This window comes from Endozoicomonas atrinae (assembly GCF_001647025.1).
GTDB lineage: Bacteria > Pseudomonadota > Gammaproteobacteria > Pseudomonadales > Endozoicomonadaceae > Endozoicomonas > Endozoicomonas atrinae.
In genome coordinates, this window is record NZ_LUKQ02000006.1 from 1 (window position 1) to 16,907 (window position 16,907).

Annotated in this window: 14 protein-coding genes and 3 pseudogenes; 12 read left to right on the forward strand and 5 right to left on the reverse strand. The window is 47.7% G+C overall.

Annotated elements, in window-relative coordinates:
• The coding region (locus AK963_RS33070) for a hypothetical protein (protein ID WP_175404411.1) at positions 1-405 on the forward strand (405 nt) is incomplete at its 5' end.
• Positions 406-494: 89 nt separating this feature from the next.
• Here AK963_RS33070 and AK963_RS01775 read toward each other — a convergent pair.
• Positions 495-1,136 carry a hypothetical protein gene (locus AK963_RS01775; RefSeq protein ID WP_066013582.1) on the reverse strand — a complete coding sequence of 214 codons (642 nt, stop codon included), beginning with the start codon at positions 1,134-1,136 and terminating at the stop codon, positions 495-497.
• Positions 1,137-1,230: 94 nt separating this feature from the next.
• Here AK963_RS01775 and AK963_RS35035 point away from each other — a divergent pair.
• Positions 1,231-1,326, forward strand: a pseudogene (locus AK963_RS35035) (nucleoid occlusion factor SlmA); the annotation flags it as partial.
• 131 nt (positions 1,327-1,457) lie between these two features.
• On the opposite strand, the gene AK963_RS01780 reads toward AK963_RS35035, so the two are convergent.
• Positions 1,458-2,033 carry a hypothetical protein gene (locus AK963_RS01780; protein WP_066013584.1) on the reverse strand — a complete coding sequence of 192 codons (576 nt, stop codon included), beginning with the start codon at positions 2,031-2,033 and terminating at the stop codon, positions 1,458-1,460.
• Positions 2,034-2,635: 602 nt separating this feature from the next.
• Here AK963_RS01780 and AK963_RS01785 point away from each other — a divergent pair.
• The 4 genes and pseudogenes from AK963_RS01785 (at position 2,636) to pdxB (ending at position 5,728) form a co-directional block, all read left to right on the forward strand.
• The gene (locus AK963_RS01785) at positions 2,636-3,190 is read left to right on the forward strand and encodes a lipid-binding SYLF domain-containing protein (protein ID WP_066013586.1); all 555 of its coding nucleotides are present in this window, start codon (positions 2,636-2,638) and stop codon (positions 3,188-3,190) included.
• 561 nt (positions 3,191-3,751) lie between these two features.
• A pseudogene (locus AK963_RS36815) lies at positions 3,752-3,862 on the forward strand (transposase); the annotation flags it as partial.
• 128 nt (positions 3,863-3,990) lie between these two features.
• Positions 3,991-4,329 (forward strand): annotated as a pseudogene (locus AK963_RS36820) (IS5 family transposase); the annotation flags it as partial.
• 232 nt (positions 4,330-4,561) lie between these two features.
• Entirely contained in the window at positions 4,562-5,728 is a 1,167-nt protein-coding gene (gene pdxB / locus AK963_RS01795) for a 4-phosphoerythronate dehydrogenase PdxB (protein ID WP_066013588.1), read from the forward strand.
• A gap of 42 nt (positions 5,729-5,770) precedes the next feature.
• Here pdxB and AK963_RS01800 read toward each other — a convergent pair whose 3' ends face one another.
• Positions 5,771-6,136 (reverse strand): YacL family protein, encoded by a 366-nt coding sequence (locus AK963_RS01800; protein WP_066013593.1) that lies wholly within the window; start codon positions 6,134-6,136, stop codon positions 5,771-5,773.
• A gap of 649 nt (positions 6,137-6,785) precedes the next feature.
• Here AK963_RS01800 and nirB point away from each other — a divergent pair.
• The 6 genes from nirB to AK963_RS01825 all read left to right on the forward strand — a co-directional run bounded on the left by nirB (position 6,786) and on the right by AK963_RS01825 (position 14,833).
• A complete protein-coding gene (nirB, locus tag AK963_RS01805; protein WP_066013686.1) occupies positions 6,786-9,323 on the forward strand; it encodes a nitrite reductase large subunit NirB in 2,538 nt (845 codons plus the stop codon).
• Entirely contained in the window at positions 9,323-9,679 is a 357-nt protein-coding gene (gene nirD, locus AK963_RS01810; protein ID WP_066013596.1) for a nitrite reductase small subunit NirD, read from the forward strand. Before nirB ends, nirD begins: the two co-directional genes overlap by 1 nt.
• Positions 9,679-10,974, forward strand: a complete 1,296-nt coding sequence (locus AK963_RS01815; protein WP_066013597.1) for an NAD(P)/FAD-dependent oxidoreductase — start codon at positions 9,679-9,681, stop codon at positions 10,972-10,974. Before nirD ends, AK963_RS01815 begins: the two co-directional genes overlap by 1 nt.
• Before the next feature lie 29 nt (positions 10,975-11,003).
• Complete coding sequence (locus AK963_RS36765; protein ID WP_338011537.1) at positions 11,004-11,345, forward strand: hypothetical protein; 342 nt, start codon at positions 11,004-11,006, stop codon at positions 11,343-11,345.
• Positions 11,291-13,726, forward strand: a complete 2,436-nt coding sequence (locus AK963_RS01820; RefSeq protein ID WP_338011539.1) for a molybdopterin-dependent oxidoreductase — start codon at positions 11,291-11,293, stop codon at positions 13,724-13,726. Before AK963_RS36765 ends, AK963_RS01820 begins: the two co-directional genes overlap by 55 nt.
• A 366-nt stretch (positions 13,727-14,092) precedes the next feature.
• On the forward strand, positions 14,093-14,833 hold the full coding sequence (locus AK963_RS01825; protein ID WP_066013598.1) for a hypothetical protein: 741 nt from the start codon (positions 14,093-14,095) through the stop codon (positions 14,831-14,833).
• A gap of 25 nt (positions 14,834-14,858) precedes the next feature.
• On the opposite strand, the gene AK963_RS01830 is transcribed toward AK963_RS01825, so the two are convergent.
• Together AK963_RS01830 and ddpX are read right to left on the reverse strand one after the other, a co-directional pair.
• The gene (locus AK963_RS01830; protein ID WP_066013599.1) at positions 14,859-15,770 is read right to left on the reverse strand and encodes a cation efflux transmembrane domain-containing protein; all 912 of its coding nucleotides are present in this window, start codon (positions 15,768-15,770) and stop codon (positions 14,859-14,861) included.
• 443 nt (positions 15,771-16,213) lie between these two features.
• Positions 16,214-16,789 carry a D-alanyl-D-alanine dipeptidase gene (gene ddpX, locus AK963_RS01835; protein ID WP_083232385.1) on the reverse strand — a complete coding sequence of 192 codons (576 nt, stop codon included), beginning with the start codon at positions 16,787-16,789 and terminating at the stop codon, positions 16,214-16,216.
• Positions 16,790-16,907 lie beyond the last annotated feature (118 nt).

The window sequence follows — 16,907 nt, forward strand, 5'->3', positions numbered from 1 at the left end:
TTACTGAACGACACACTGGAATATCTGGTTGATCACCTTGCTCCGCTAACAGAGCAATTGCAAAAAGGGGAGGTATTTGACGTACCGCGAACCATTCTTTTTAACCTCCCCAAAACATCCGATGAGCGAATTTATGGCTTGTTTATGCGCTCTCTGCTTACCCTAAATAAAGGCAAGCAGTTTATTTCTTTATACTCTGAAGAAAAATCTAACCATCTTCCAGAACAACAACACCTTCATGCACTTGCTAAGAAGCTTCAAATAAAATTGAACAACCATGATCACCGTGATGGTTTTGTACAAAGCGTTAACCACTGGCTATCAACAGCACCGTGCGTGAATGAATACGAGATCAATAAGAAGTCCTTTATCAAAGGCCTGCTTGCAATCATGCATCCTGAATAAGATCGGACAGAGTCAGCTTAGTAAAATATTTAACTTTCTGGAACTATCAGACTTGCAGACCACCCCAAAAAGCTATACTTAACGACAGGTCATTTTGGACTGGTGTTTTGAGGACTTTTTACGCCGGTGATGACATATGGTTTTTGTTTGTAGGAATAATCATAAAGGTAATAGTGGTATCCGGCCATTGAATTGACCATCATTCCGGTCATCTGGTGAATAATGGCTGGAAACGAAAGGGCGCTTTCGGATCTGGCTGCTCCTCGCTCGCTGGGTTCTGGCCTGTTACCAGCAGGATGCTTCCGGGCAAGCTCTACTAGCTCCATGGTTTTCTGGGTTATGGTTGCCCAGACTTCATCATGGGGTGTGTTTCTACGGAACTGCCTGGAACAGAAAACAGTGGTTGACTGGCTGTGATGCGTTTGAGATATCTCCTGTTCATGGTGAGTGAGAACAGAGTATTGAATACGATCCAGTTCTTCTAAAGCATCAATGCCATCAGGAATGATATAAGTGCTATCAATATTCTCGCTATCGATCAAAAGGGTATCAAGAACAAGGTTTCGTTCAGGACTGTCCTTTGAAAGGAGCTGGGTTAGAGGGCTGATTATAAATCCGCTATTGGACTCTGAGTGATTACCGGTATTTCTGGCACGATGTTTTTCAATTGAGGCTTGGATACGACATTGCTCACGATCGACAATTTCCTGTGACAGACTCTTTCCCTGCATAAGGGTAACGGCTACGACCTCAGAGGAGACAAAACGAGATGGCTCCCTGTCGGTGACCGTTGGTGTTAAGTGAGGGGTAACTTCTGCTGAAGGTCGGATCGCCCAGTATGTTCGCAGTGAGTTTAAGCGTAAGCCAACTGAAAACTGGGCTGATCAGTGGGTAATACTGTGCGAAGCCGTTTTTCGTTAAGATTTAGACATTGAGAGAGAATTGATTACACAGCAGCATAAAATGGCATTTAAATATTAGATTTTCTAGTAGCTACTATTTAAGTATCTAAAATAGTAGCTATTACTTACTAAAAATTCTAAAAAAATGCCTTATTTTTTTAGTTTTTCCAGAGCTTCTGTAAAGTCTGATAAAGCTACGATATTATTGTCGGAATTCATTATTCTTGATTTCTCAGGATTGTCTTTATCTATAGAACTGACCGTGTGAAATTCTATAACGGCATGTGAGCTGCCGCCAGCAACCCTTAGTAGTTCCATTTGTTCAGTTTGCTTAGTGGCTGATAATAATTGTGGTTGTTCTGAGCAATAAAACTTTTCTGCCAAAATCGCCTTTGGCGGTTTAAAGCCTGGATTAACAGGCTGAAATAATAATATTATTACGTGGTTTCCTTGTGGGATTTTTTCTCTCCAAAAAGCACCATTAAAATCACTGGCAATTCTGGAGGAATGCATAACTGGCAATAAAACTGGAGTGCATACCGCACTTTGTTCCATTGTTGTAATGGTAAATTTATTAGGAAGTTGCTCTTGCAAATGCTTTAATGGAATACTGAGTTTTTCATCCTCAAATGCAAAGCTAGGAAGCATTATCCTTACTGGTTCCTGATTTTTACCCAGTGCCTTGGTTTCCGGAATTCCAGAAACAGTACCGAGAGCCTGTATCATTGAGCCTGTAAATAATTCTGTGTAAACGCCACCAAAACTATTACTCCTTGAACCGGTTTGAAATTATGTTTCCTGACCGGTTCAAGGAGTAATAGTTTTGGTGGCGTTTACACAGAATTATTTACAGGCTCAAATATTCCTATTCGGAAGTGTACGGGAAATGACTGGAGGCTCAGTTAAAGTTCAACATAATTCATTAGTCCATTCAGTGATGTAAAAGTTCCGATTTAACCCGGGTACTTCATAAACAACAGCAGGTTCCGTCCAAGCCCTTGATAGATGTGGCCTAAAATAAGATGGCCCTTTATATCTTCTTCTGTGTACTTAATAGACGCCCTTTTTCTTTGGTCATTGTGACTATGGCATTATTTATAGTTTCGAGAGGAAAGGTAAATTAGTTGTAGGGTGGTCAAATAATTTATGGGTGTCCTTGATATCTTTCTTATCTTTCTTATCTTTCTTATCTTTCTTGATATCTTTGTTTATGCTTGATGCCATCAGGGCTCTATTATTATAGTAGCTGGCTATTTTTGCATTTTCGTCCGCTTATCTGCTGATATTACTGCTATCCTTCAAGGCATATTTCAGCAGGTAAGTGCATAATGAATGTTCAGGTTCGGTTTTTATTGTCTGCACTGTTGACAACGATAATGATGTTTCCAGTGATGCCTGTAGAAGCGGCATCCAAAAAGGAATTGGATGCAACGGTCAACGAAGCATTAGACAAACTTTATAAAGAACGACCTGCGGCCAAGGAGTTGGGTGAACAGGCAGAAGGCATCTTGGTCTTTCCATCTGTCAAGAAGGGGGGGCTCGGAGCAATTGGAGGAGGGTATGGTGAAGGTGCATTGCTGATTGACGGTAATATCCGTGATTACTATCGCACTGTGTCTGCATCTTATGGTTTTCAGTTGGGTTTTCAGGCTCGAACCGAGATCATCATGTTTATGACAAGTTCTGCACTGGTTAACTTCCAGAATAGCTGGGGCTGGGAAGTGGGGGTTGATGGTGGAGTCGCGATTGCTGAGTTTGGTGCTGGTGGCTCTATTAAATCGGAAACGTTAATGCATCCGGTCATCGGCTTTATTCTGGATAGTAAAGGATTGATGTATAACCTCACTCTGGAAGGATCAAAAATCACTAAGATTGAAAAATAAGTAATTGCTTAAAACTTGATGGTAAAAATGCATTTCTTGCAAAATTTTTATTCATTTTACTGGGCTTAAGGTGTGTCACTGTATAATTTTCCACCAAATTTTGAGCAGTTACAAAAATAAGGCAAAAGAACGCAATGGGTTCACTTATCTGCTTCATTTTTGAGGCAGTCGAACGATTCTACTGGGGATAAATAATTAACCTTCAGATCGCTTAAAGGCTAATTTCAAGTGCTATCATTGCCAACGTAGTTTCTCCCGTAGTTATATTGCCCAGCATATGTCCGATGTTCATGGAGTTAAAATCCCTGTGATCCCCGTCGACAAGCCCACATAGATTGCAGATTTGGATATTAAGTCGCAACCTTGACCAAAGCCTAGGGGGCGTTCACATTTAACCGACGCGTAAGTCTTTATTCAGGTCTACGACATACCGGTAGCGAGCTACAGTTTATCTTTTGGATTCCCGGTGGCTCGTACAATTCTCAAAGATGAACAATGGGGACGTATTAAAGAGATGCTGCCAGATAAGGTCTCAGATCCCGGTCCTACCCAAATAATAATCGCCTGTTTATTGAAGCGGTTCTATGGATAGCTCGAACCGGTTCACCCTGGCGAGATCTACCGGAGGACTTTGGTCGCTGGCATATAGTTTACATGCGCTTCAATCGATGATGCTCAAGAGGCATATGGAACAAAGTATTCGACGAGGTCAACAAGGACTGTGATATAGAATATCTTATGGTTGATGGCTCAATCGTTCGTGTTTATTAGCATGGAGCCTCAAAAGAGAAGCGCGAAATGCTGAAGTGACTGGAAAATCAAGAGGTGGATTAACCACCAAGATTCATGTTGCCACTGATGCCTTGGGCAATCCGGTACGCTTTATTCTTACTACAGGGCAGGCATCAGAATATGGTCAGGACAATGCCCTGATTGAGGGAGTTTCAGCAGACTTTGTTCTCGCAGATAAAGGGTATGATTCTGATTCGTTCATTGTTGCTATCAAGGAAATTAGTGCCGAGCCGGTGATTCCATCAAGAAGCAATCGGGTCCGTCAGAGGTGGTATGACCGGGAAATCTATAAGGAACGAAATCTGGTTGAACGACTCTTCCAAAAGCTCAAGAGCTTTCGCCCATAGCAACACGTTATGAAAGACTTGCGCGTAATTATATGGGAAGGCTTCAAACAGCAGCGATCATGACCTGGCTGGCTTAAATTCAGATCATGACCTAATCGGCTGGGTAGTCGTAAACGCCCCCCAGGCAGTCATACTGTTATCGAGCCTTTCATATTGGTATAACATAACCAATATTTTTTAGCTGTTGAATGATTCAGCGCGTTAATGAAAACAAGGTGATGAACCCTCTTTTATGAAAATAGTGGCCGATGAAAATATTCCTTTATTGATGGAGTGCTTTGGGGCGATGGGGGAAGTGGTGGCTCTGCCTGGTCGTAGCATTTCACCGGAGGATGTGCAGGATGCGGATGCTTTGCTGGTACGCTCGGTGACGAAAGTCAGCCGGCAGCTGGTGGAAAACAGCTCACTGAAGTTTGTGGGTACGGCCACTGCAGGGTTTGATCATATCGATCGGGACTATCTGGCCAGCCATGGCATTGCTTTCAGCCATGCACCGGGGTGCAATGCCACCGCCGTGGTGGAGTATGTGCTGGCCGCCCTGGATATTCTGGCAGAGCGTGACGGTTTTGAGCTGCGTGACCGACGGGTTGGCATCATTGGCAAGGGGCAGGTGGGCGGTCGTCTGTACCGCATGATGGAACGTCTTGGGGTTGAGGTCTGTGCCTGTGACCCATTATTGGAATCAAACGAAGAGAGCCGTGATGATGCCCGCTATGTCAGTGTTGGTCAGCTGATTGAGTGTTCGGACATTATTTGTCTGCATACCCCACTGACGATGGATGGCCCTTATCCAACCCATTATTTGATTGGTGAGCAGCAGCTCCGGGCGATGAAACCCGGAACGGTGTTAATAAATGCCGGACGCGGCCCGGTGATTGATAATGCCGCGCTAAAGAAGTGCCTGAGTGAGCGTGATGATCTGACCGTGGTGCTGGATGTCTGGGAGTACGAACCCGATGCCGATCCGGAGTTGATGGCTCGGGTCGATATTGCGACCCCGCATATTGCTGGCTACAGCCTGGATGGAAAGATTCGCGGTACGGAGATGATCTACAAGGCACTGTGTCAGCACTTTGGTCTTCCGGCCAGGGTTCGACTGCCGGCCATTACGCCACTGCCTGTGCTGAAACAGATGAAGTTCAGCGAGGGAACGACGTTTGCAACCACCTGCTCAAAAGCGATTCGTTCGGTTTACGACATTCGTCGTGATGATGCGGTGATGCGAAAAGGGCTGATGGGGGCTGAGGAGCCTCAGCGCCGATTGACGTTTGACCGGCTCCGTAAGGATTATCCCGAGCGTCGGGAGTTCAGTACCCTGCGTGTGGAGTTGAAAAACTGTGCAGCCGAAATGGCCGATGTTTTTCAGGCTTTGCAGTTTAAGATTGGCGATGAACTCTGAACGGAGTTCATTCCAAGAGGCTGTCTATGCTCAGGCGGCCTCCTAAATATTCAGGAAGTCCTGCCAGCAGACCAGCAGCGTTTTAAAATCATCCAGCCCGCAGTGGCTGATGGACTCATTGTCGTAATAGTCCAGCTCTTCCATTTCATCACAGCCCATTTCGGTATCCAGAAGGGCTGCCCGCACTTCGGCGTGATCGCGCGTCAGATGAAGGCGATAGTCATTGCCATCGTCAAAATACTCCCAGCGCTGACCTTTCTCCAGACTATCCACTACCTGTAACAAGTACTCCAGCTGCTGCCTGTTGCTGCCCAGCTCTTCTGTCAGCCAGATGCCCATGGCTTCATGGTCCATGGAGAACTGAGCTTCGGGTCGACCGGAATAGTTGCGCTGGAAATGATAGTCCATAGTTTTGTGATATCAGGGAAACCAGTAAAAACGGGTGGGCTATTTTAGGGGGCTGAGCCAGTTTGCCAATAAGTAGTTCAATCAAAAATTGCACAATATGCACCAAATAATGACGCCGGCGTGGGCTGTTGTTTTTATTTTGGTGCATGATTTTCGACGACGGGTACAGTCTGGCAGTGTTGCGTATGCTCTGGTTTTGGGAGTGTGGCGAAAGTATTACAAGCCCTTTAACCACAAAGATCACAGAGTTCACTAAGTTATCTTTTTATCGGCTTTGTGCTCTTCGTGTCCTTTGTGGTTCAAGAAAATACTGTAGATTTGCCCTTCGCATCAAAGGCAATACAAGCCTTTTAACCACAAAGGACACAAAGTTCACAAAGGTATCTTTTCAAAGACTTAGTGTTCTTCGTGCGCTTTGTGGTTCAAAAAATACCCAGGATTTATCTTCCACATCAAAGGCATTGCAAGCCTTCTAACCACAAAGGACACAAAGTTCACAAAGGTATCTTTTAAAGACTTGGTGTTCTTCGTGCTCTTTGTGGTTCCAGTAAATCTTTACTTTTAACTTTCAGGCATAGCTTTGAGTGTTTTGGCATACCCCCTGCATGCTGGCAGACAAAGTGTGTTCAACAATGGGGAATTAGCCGAAATGAGCGGGAAACAAACCCTGGTAGTCGTCGGTAATGGCATGGTCGGTCACAGCTTTATGGAAAAGCTGGTGGCTGCTGGTGGATTAGAGCACTACCAGGTGGTTGTTTTTGGTGAAGAGTCACGCCCTGCATACGACCGTGTTCACCTTTCCGAATTTTTCAGTGGTCGAAGTGCCGAAGACCTGTCCATGGTGCCGGAAGGTTTCTATCAGGAGAACGGTATTGATCTGATTCTTGATGAAGCGGTTGTTGCCATTGACCGAGATGCCCGGGAATTAACCACCAATAAAGAGAGAAGTATTCATTACGACAAGCTGGTTCTGGCCACCGGCTCCTATCCTTTTGTGCCACCAGTACCCGGTCATGAGCGGGACAACTGTTTTGTGTACCGTACCATTGAGGATCTGGAAGCCATTGCCAGAGCGGCTGGCAGCAGCAGGGTTGGCACCGTTGTCGGTGGCGGGCTGTTGGGGCTGGAAGCCGCCAAAGCGTTAAAAGATCTTGGCCTTGAAACCCATGTGGTTGAATTTGCACCCCGTTTGATGGCTGTTCAGGTGGATGATGGCGGTGGTGCCATGCTTCGACAGAAGATTGAAGCGCTTGGCGTGCAAATCCATACCGGCAAGAACACCCAGCTGATCACTGATGGTGAGGGCGCAGTCCATCAAATGCAGTTCGCTGATGGTGAGGTGCTGAATACCGATATTGTGCTGTTCTCTGCGGGTATTCGTCCACGGGATGAACTGGCAAAACAGGCAGATCTGGCCATGGGAGAGCGAGGTGGCATTGTTATCAATAATGACTGCCTGACCTCGGATCAATCGATTTACGCCATTGGTGAGTGTGCGCTGTGGGAAAACCGGATTTTTGGTCTGGTCGCTCCCGGTTATCAAATGGCCCAGGTAGCGGTTGATCATTTAACCGGTAACGGTAATAGCCAGTTTACCGGCGCAGATATGAGTACCAAGCTAAAACTGATGGGCGTTGATGTGGCCAGTATTGGTGATGCTCATGGCAATACAAAAGGCTCACTGAGTTACCAGTTCATTGACCAGGAAAAACAGGTTTATAAAAAGCTGGTCGTATCCAAAACCAAAAAGAGAGTTCTGGGTGCCGTTCTGGTCGGGGATGCAGACGACTATGGAACGTTACTGCAAATGATGTTGAATGGCATTGTGCCTCCGGCTAACCCTGCTGAGTTGATTTTACCTCAGAGTGATGGCTCTGCCAGTGCTGGAATGGGGGTGGCTGCACTGCCGGAAACGGCCCAGATCTGTTCTTGCTTCAATGTGAGTAAGGGGGATCTGGTCGGTGCGGTGGCCGGAGGTTGCCAGGATATTGCCGCACTTAAAGCAGAAACCAATGCCGGAACCGGCTGCGGTGGTTGTGCCCAGCTGGTAAAGCAGGTGCTCGACCACGAGCTGACTCAACTGGGTGTTGAAGTCAAAAAAGATATTTGTGAGCACTTTCCGCATTCAAGGCAGGAACTGTATCACCTGGTCAGGGTTGGCGAGCTGAAAACGTTCTCCCAGGTGATTGAAAAGCATGGTCGCGGCATGGGTTGTGATATCTGTAAGCCTACCATTGGTTCCATACTGGCTTCCTGCTGGAACGATTACATTCTGAAGAGTGATCATGCTCCGCTTCAGGACACCAATGATTATTTCCTGGGGAATATGCAGAAGGATGGTACCTACTCCATTGTGCCACGGGTTCCCGGCGGTGAAATTACCCCGGAGAAGCTGATTGTGATTGGTGAGGTGGCTAAAGACTTTAATCTCTACACCAAAATCACTGGCGGCCAGCGGATCGATCTGTTTGGTGCCCAGGTTAATGAGTTGCCGGCTATCTGGAAGCGGTTGGTGGATGCCGGGTTTGAAACCGGGCATGCCTACGGGAAGTCCCTGAGAACGGTTAAATCCTGTGTGGGCAGTACCTGGTGCCGCTACGGTGTTCTGGACAGCACCAGCATGGCCATTGCCATTGAGCACCGTTATCGAGGAGTGCGTTCACCACATAAAGTCAAAATGGCCGTTTCGGGATGTACCCGGGAGTGCGCCGAAGCCCAGAGTAAGGATGTTGGCGTAATTGCTACCGAGAAGGGCTGGAACCTCTATGTGGGTGGTAACGGAGGGATGAAACCCCGGCATGCTGACCTGTTTGCCACCGAGCTTGATGATGAAACGCTGGTGAAATACATCGATCGTTTCCTGATGTTTTATATTCGAACCGCTGACCGTCTCCAGAGAACGTCGGTCTGGCTGGATAACCTCGAAGGTGGTCTGGATTATCTCAAGTCCGTCATCATGGACGACAGTCTTTGTATTAATCAGGAGCTGGAAGATGAGATGACTCACTTGGTCGGAACCTACCAGTGTGAATGGAAAACGACGCTGGAGAGCCCTGAGAAACTCAAGCGTTTCAGTCATTTCATCAACAGCGACCAGCTGGACAGCAATGTTGTCTTTGTGGATGAACGGGACCAGATACGACCCGCAACGGAACTGGAAAAGATTCAGCTGAAGGAGGTGATGTAATGAGCCAGTGGACGACGATCTGTCAGGATGAACAGCTTTCTTCAAACCTTGGCATCTGCGCCCTGGTGGGCAGCCATCAGGTTGCTGTATTCCGGGTGAAGGATCAGGTGTTTGCCCTGGAAAATTTTGACCCATTCAGTAATGCCAATGTGATGTCCCGGGGACTTGTGGGTGACCTTAAGGGCCACCTGGTCGTGGCATCGCCCATCTATAAACAGCACTTTGATTTAGCCAGTGGACAATGTCTGGAAGATGATACGGTCAGTTTGAAGGTGTTCCCGGTTCGTTTACATGAGGGTGTCGTACAGGTGATGCCCACCCCGCTGGTCGGACACGTTGCTGAACGGGTTGTCTGATGAGCCATTATCAAAAGCCGGACGGCCGGCAAAAACTGGTGGTCATTGGCAATGGCATGGGCTCGGTCCGGTTTCTTGAGCAGCTGTTTGCCGGTGGTCAGTGTCCTTTTCAAGTGACTGTGCTCTCTGAAGAAGATTGTCCAGGTTATAACCGGATTCAACTGTCCAAGCTGCTGGCAGGCAGTGTCGATTTGGAAGGGATTCATCTGAAAAGTGCCACCTGGTATCAGCAGCAGGGTATAAAGCTGCTGATGGGGGAGGACTACCGGGCTATTCAGATTGATCGCTCATTAAAGCGGGTGGTCACTCAAGGTGGTGAGACATTCGACTATGACCGTCTTGTTCTTGCCACCGGGTCACTGCCCAATCAGATACCTGTGCCGGGTGCTGACCTTCAGGGGGTCCTCGCGTTTCGCAGTCTTGCCGATGTCGACTTGATGCTTGAAGCGGGTCAGGGGCAGGCTGTGGTGATAGGCGGCGGTTTGCTGGGGCTGGAGTGTGGCAGTGGTCTGGCAAAGCGGGGCATGTTGGTGACCATCGTGGATAACATGCCCATTCCCATGGCTCGTCAGCTGGATCAACATGCCGGGCATTTATTGCGCAAGGAACTCGAACGAAGAGGTATCGCCTTTCGCAGCAGTGCAACGCTGAAATCCTATGAGGGCGTTGATGGTCGGGTTTGTGGTGTGCAGGTTGACGGTGAATATCTACCTGCCTCGCTGGTGGTGGTGACAGCTGGAGTCAGGCCGAACATACAGCTGATGCAGGAAGCTGGACTGAAGTGCGACCGTGGGGTTCTGGTCAATGACCGGCTGCAGACCTCTGACCCGGATATTTTTACCGTGGGTGAATGTGCGCAGATGCAGCTGACTTCCGGGCAGGAAACGCAGTCATTGCTGTTTGGTCTGGTTGCTCCGGTTTATCGGCATGCTGAAATCGTTGCAGCGTCCCTGCTGGGTGATCAGAGCCAGACGTTTACCCCAGTCCCCATACCGACCAATTTGAAAGTGGATGGCATCAACCTGTTTTCCAGTGGTGAATTCAACCCTTCCTGTTTTGTAGAAAAGAGTGATGAACAGAGCGACGAAATAAGCAGGGACGAAGTGATTACGCTTGATGCTTCAGATGCGGGTATCTATCGCAAGCTGGTACTTCAGAATAATCGGATCAAAGGTGTACTCCTGTACGGCGATGTATCCGATGGTTTGTGGTACCAGACGTTGATGGAGTCGGGCACTGACATTTCAGCCATCCGGCAACAACTTATTTTCGGGCAGCGTTTTCTGGCTGCATGACGGTTCTGTAAAAGGTTCAGGGAAGTATCATGGCAGTAAATCAACTGACAAAGGATATCAATACGACATGTGCCTACTGTGGTGTGGGTTGCGGTATTTCCGCAAGGGTCGTTGATTCTGAGTTGCACCTGATTGAGATCAAGGGCCGGGAAGATCATCCTGCCAATTATGGTCGCCTCTGTTCCAAGGGAAGCGCCCTGGGAGAAACGGTATCACTGGATGGGCGTCTTCTTTATCCAAAGGTTCATGGTCGTCAGGTCGTCAGGTCGTCTGGTCTGAAGCGCTGGATGAACTGGTCTCACGGCTGCAGGAAACCATTGAGCACTATGGGCCGGACTCTGTGGCTGTTTATGGGTCAGGTCAGCTGCTGACCGAAGACTACTATGTGGCCAATAAACTGATGAAAGGGTTTATTGGCAGTGCCAATATGGATACCAACTCCCGGCTCTGCATGGCTTCCACGGTGGCTGGTCAGAAACGAGCGTTCGGCTCCGACACCGTACCGAATACGTATCAGGATCTGGAGCTGGCTAACCTGCTGGTGCTGGTGGGCTCCAATACCGCCTGGTGCCATCCGGTGTTGTTCCAGCGTATCCGGGCGATGAAAGAACAGCGGCCGGACATGAAAGTAGTGGTGGTTGACCCAAGGCGCACGGAAACCTGTGATATTGCTGATCTGCATCTGGCCATAAAACCGGGCTCTGATGTGCTGCTGTTTAATGGTCTGCTTTCGTGGCTTGCTGATCAGGATGCTCTGGATCAGACCTATATAGACAAATACTGCCAGGGTTTTGATCAGGCACTGGAGGCTGCCAGAACCAGCTTTAGTGATATGCAACAACTGGCGGATGCCTGTGGCGTAGAGGAAAAAGCACTTGTTCAGTTTTATCACTGGTTCTGTGAGACAGAAAAAACGGTGACGGCCTGGTCACAGGGAGTAAACCAGTCAGCAGCGGGCACTGATAAAGTAAATGCCATGATCAACTGCCATCTGGCGACCGGCCGTATCGGAACGCCCGGCAGTGGTCCGTTGTCACTGACCGGGCAGCCCAATGCCATGGGTGGCAGGGAAGTGGGTGGGCTGGCAAATCAGCTGGCTGCGCACATGGAGTTTACACCTGAAGATGTCGCCAGAGTCGGGCGTTTCTGGCGTGCACCCAATATGGCACAGTCCCCGGGAAAGACAGCGGTTGATCTGTTCAAGTCGATTGACCGGGGGGAGATACGTTTTGTCTGGATCATGGGGACAAACCCGGTTGTCAGTCTGCCTGACAGTAACCGCGTAATAAAGGCGCTGAAAAAGTGTCAGACAGTGGTCGTTTCGGACTGCATTGAACACACCGATACCGCTGAATTTGCCGATATTTTATTGCCTGCTGCTCCCTGGAGTGAAAAGGATGGCACGGTCACCAACTCTGAACGCCGAATTTCCAGGCAGCGGGCACTGTTTCCCCTGGCAGGAGAAGCCAGACCGGACTGGTGGATTATCAGTGAAGTGGCAGGTCGGCTGGGGTTTGCTGAGGCGTTTGACTACTCCGGCAGTGCCGATATTTTCCGTGAGCATGCGGCGCTTTCCGGTTATGAAAATAACCCTGAGGGAAAAATTCGAGATTTCAATATAGCCCCTCTGGCTCGAGCCACTGATTCAGAATATGACGCTTTGGAACCGTTTCAATGGCCACTATCAGAGGATAAGGTTCAGGGTGATTTTGATGGTTCCAGGTTGTCCTCTATCACAAAGCCGGTCATGTCAAACACGGAAAGCAAGGCCCGCTTTTTTAAGGAGGGGGGGTTCTTCACCCAGAATGGCCGAGCGAATTTTATCGCCACTCCTGTTCACCGCCCGGTAAATACGCCTGGTAAGTCTTATCCATTATTGTTGAATACCGGCCGTGTGCGTGATCACTGGCATACGATGACGCGGACAGGGCTTTCAGCCCGTTTGAATCAACATACCGATGAGCCGTTTCTGGCCATACATCCGGACGATGCTGAACGTTACCAGTTGAGTGATCAGGCGCTGTGTCAGATTTCATCAGAGTTCGGCAATGCGGTGGTGCGGGTTCAGGTTGCTGATGTTCAACGCAGAGGTGAAGTGTTTATGCCCATGCACTGGACGCGTCAGCACAGTGAGTCTGGTTTTTCCGGGGTATTGGTGAATCCGGTGCTTGATCCTGTGTCCAAACAACCGGATTTGAAGTTTACCCCAGTGGCTGTTGAGCCCTATCAGGCTGAGCAGTATGGCGTCCTGTTAACCAGGGAGAGACTGGCTGTTCGGGATATTGCCTATATGACCGAGGTCCGTATTGAAAATGGCTATCGCTATGAAATGGCCAGTAGAAGCCTGGGTCAGCTGTCACTGTTTGCACGGCTCAAGCCATACCAGAAGGTGGAGTATATGGATAATGCAGCAGGTGAGCGGCGTGTGGCCTGGTTCAGCGTTGCAGAGCTTCAGGCGCTTTGGATAACAGGTCAGACGGTATCGACTTGTGACCGGCAGTGGTTGCAGTCCTGGTTTTGTCAGAGTGCTTCCATTGAGGAGGCCTGGTGGGCTCTCGCTGGCAATCCTCCCCAGGGTGAAGATGCCGGCAGGCAGGTATGTGCGTGCTTTGGGGTTGGAGAGAAGACAATCTGCCGGGCCATTGCGGAGCATGGGTTTACCGATCCTGTTCAGGTGGGCAGCCATTTGAAGGCTGGAACAAACTGTGGGTCCTGTATTCCTGAAATCAGAGGGTTAATTGAGCGGGGCTGACAAAGACCATTTATCGATGTTAGAGTGTTACCCGAATCAGGCATTAATGATTTGTTGATAACGATAAAATGCCTGATAGTTTATCTGTAAATACCAGAGTTGACGTTGTCTGACTGTTGCTTATTAATTGTATTTATTAAAGAAATACAATTGACTCGGATAATGTTAATTGTGACTTTCAGTCGGGTATTTAAGAAAACGAATTGAATACGTAATAACCATTAAATGCACACTTTTCGATCTGGTTGATATGGCCTTGCTGATTTGTTGTAAAATAAAAGGCTACGCTCATTAATGAGCAAATTATAAATACAGATTAAAAAACGGACGTTCCTGCGCCTGAATGGGCATAGGGATAGTATTAAAATGAAGATTTACTCGGAAACAATCCAGGAAATAAAAGCGCTTGTCGAACAGAATGAAATCAAAGACAAGCAGGATATTGAACAATTTCTAGACCGCTGCTCGGAGCTTGACCCTGTCGCAGAGGGGGTTTATGCCACGGTTTATAACCTTCCCGATGAACCGGATAAGGTGGTTAAGGTGTGCCCTGACAAGAAAGACGGGTATTACATTTTTGCCAGGTGGTGCATGACACCGGAAAATCAGAGCAACCCACACCTTCCCATTATTCATCGTGAAGATATCATTACCTTGCCCTGCGGCATGGTGGTGCGCGTTTACGTGGTTGAACGTCTTTCAGACTTTACAGATGATGGTTCACGGGCCACACAGCCCCAGCATTTTCATGACTATGACTTTGGCCTTTTATGGGGCTCTTTCAAGGCGGTCATGCAGTCGTTTGGAATGGATAACAGCGAGTTTCCTGAAGAAGTCAAAACACTGGAAGTGTTTGTCGAGAAAATAAAAGTATCAAGCTCGCATCTGGTGAAAAGAACGGACAACGACATCTCGGATGTGGTTGATGACAGTATCATTGAATCCCATGAAGAGTTTCTGGAAACACTCTTTGATGTATTGACCCAGTTATCAACGGTGGGCTCAATGGATCTTCATGGCGGCAACTTTATGCTTCGTGGTGATACGGTGGTGATTACTGATCCGATTGCTCACAAGTATGCGGCGCATAAAATGCAGACTTACTGATGAGTATAATCCAGTTACTTGCACTTTATTGAGAGGGTTCTTTTTCCTGGGAACAGAGCCTGAAACTAAGCTGGAGACGATAGTATTTACATTTTGAGCTAATAGTACTTTCTGCTTTCGCTCTAATACTCTGTAGCTCGTATTTAGTTGGTGATGTATCGTTATGGGTGGCTATTTCTATATTGACCCATAACCATCTGCCGAGCCAGATCATACTGATACTGGTTTTCTGAATGTTCCAGTCTTCTGAAATGGCATTTCTTATCGACTCTGCAAACTCGGGCGCAGCAACATCTTTTAAAAGCAACTGTTTAAAGTTTTTGCGCATTGTCTTCAAAGGGAGCCGAACCAAAAAGAGCAACAGCAAGATGGTTAGGGTGGAGTCAATATAAGGGGTGACAGGGTGGCTATTCCCCAGTTGGTAAGCTATTGCAAACGCTGCAGCGGCTGCTGCACTGACTGCAGAATCAACCAGCCACTCCTGAAATTCAAAATAGATCAGCGGTGATGGTTTTGAGCGGTTCAGCAGGAAAAAAAGAGTGGCGGTAGCACCTCCGACGATTGTTGAAAAAATCTCATAAGCCAGGGCAAGGTCAAACTCCGGTATATAACCTCCCATGATGAGCTTACAGACAGAAAAGTACAGCAGGGCAAGGCATAGACCCAGCAAAATGATGCCTTCGAAAAACAGCATTAATGGCTCAAGCGTTGGGTAGCCATATGGGCTTTCAGGTGATGGCGGCAGCTTGACCATCTGGGATATGCGTACATTGGCCATCATGGTCAATGTGCAAAGCAGGGAATAACAGCCATCCAGAAGTACGGCATTTGAGTGACTGTATAAGGCGACAAGAATACCGGTCACACCAAAAAACAGTTCAAGTAGAACAGAGCAGCGCAGGATGAAGAGTTCATTTAGCTGTAGCCATTGATGCATATTTTGCTCCTGATTAATCGCTCAGGAGCGTGAGAATTTGCTCTATACCATCTTCGGAGATGACTAAACTCTTAACCATTGAGCAGTCTCTTGTGTAATGAGGGCATGTAGTCTCAGATTCTCAAATGTTTCAGTGTAAGGGTGCAGGATTGGCATAAAGGTAATTATTTAAAATCAGCTATGATTTATAGCAAATCATAGTGTTACTTGTGTTTTATTCTACGCAGGAATAGAAGTGCTACTCCTTTTCTTCTGGATATCTCAAGGCGGTAATTTTAGACCTCAATGCCCTCAGAAATGAAAAGCTGGATCCTTGTGTTGCAGGTAAGAAAAGGCTTCGGATGTAAGGGGGGCTCCTTTAACATTGAGCGACCTGCTCTTGTCATGCACAAGTGGCTTTACTCCCCCCTCACTTGATCTCTGGTGCTGTCGAATTCAAGGTGTTACATGATCCCTTCAGGTGTCTCGTCTTCAGAAATGAAGGGGTAGCTATCCAAGTTTGGCAGCTGGTAGTGCCACCACTCGGTGTTTAGAGGTTTAAAGCCAGCAATGTTCATCACTCCTGCCAGCAGAAGTCGGTTGCGCTGTGCTTCTTCTGACACCAGATCATTGCCATGGTGGGCCAGTGGGCGAAAGTCATCAAATATACTGCCCATTTCAAGCTCCCGGCCATAACGGTCAGTGATGGTGAGATCAACAGCAACACCCCTGCAGTGAGGGCAGGGGTCGGATTCCGGGTTGCCAACATAGTTAGAGTCAGGCATATGTTTGAACAGGATTTTCTGTGCCGACAGTGGGCGAAAGGCATCCCAGATTTTGAGTCGGAGATTCAGTGGTTTGAGTAGCTCAATAGCTTTCAGCAGGCATGCTAATGCGTCAGTATGCAGGTAGCATAGGCTGCTTTTGTAAATTGCTTTGCCGGTGAAGTTGTTGCTACTGGCATAGGCGATATCAAGTGTGACCTGATGGCTTTTTTCGCTAAGTAGAACCAGATTGCCGATACTATTTATTATCGTCATTGGAGTCTCCATACAAAGGCAAATGGCAAGCATAGTCACTATTTCACAGGTTTCCTGTATTTTTGGTGGTGGGGGGACAGTAAAGAAGGTTTGGCTTCTAATGCAGATTAAGCGTTTT

What these genes read in the sequence shown, in the direction of transcription:
- AK963_RS36765 (WP_338011537.1), top strand. Translation starts at nt 11,004, where the DNA reads ATGGCAGTAAATCAACTGACAAAGGATATCAATACGACATGTGCCTAC.
- ddpX (WP_083232385.1), bottom strand. Translation starts at nt 16,789, where the DNA reads ATGACGATAATAAATAGTATCGGCAATCTGGTTCTACTTAGCGAAAAA.
- AK963_RS01825 (WP_066013598.1), top strand. Translation starts at nt 14,093, where the DNA reads ATGAAGATTTACTCGGAAACAATCCAGGAAATAAAAGCGCTTGTCGAA.
- AK963_RS01815 (WP_066013597.1), top strand. Translation starts at nt 9,679, where the DNA reads ATGAGCCATTATCAAAAGCCGGACGGCCGGCAAAAACTGGTGGTCATT.
- AK963_RS01775 (WP_066013582.1), bottom strand. Translation starts at nt 1,136, where the DNA reads ATGCAGGGAAAGAGTCTGTCACAGGAAATTGTCGATCGTGAGCAATGT.
- nirB (WP_066013686.1), top strand. Translation starts at nt 6,786, where the DNA reads ATGAGCGGGAAACAAACCCTGGTAGTCGTCGGTAATGGCATGGTCGGT.
- pdxB (WP_066013588.1), top strand. Translation starts at nt 4,562, where the DNA reads ATGAAAATAGTGGCCGATGAAAATATTCCTTTATTGATGGAGTGCTTT.
- AK963_RS01785 (WP_066013586.1), top strand. Translation starts at nt 2,636, where the DNA reads ATGAATGTTCAGGTTCGGTTTTTATTGTCTGCACTGTTGACAACGATA.
- AK963_RS01800 (WP_066013593.1), bottom strand. Translation starts at nt 6,136, where the DNA reads ATGGACTATCATTTCCAGCGCAACTATTCCGGTCGACCCGAAGCTCAG.
- AK963_RS01780 (WP_066013584.1), bottom strand. Translation starts at nt 2,033, where the DNA reads ATGATACAGGCTCTCGGTACTGTTTCTGGAATTCCGGAAACCAAGGCA.
- AK963_RS01830 (WP_066013599.1), bottom strand. Translation starts at nt 15,770, where the DNA reads ATGCATCAATGGCTACAGCTAAATGAACTCTTCATCCTGCGCTGCTCT.
- nirD (WP_066013596.1), top strand. Translation starts at nt 9,323, where the DNA reads ATGAGCCAGTGGACGACGATCTGTCAGGATGAACAGCTTTCTTCAAAC.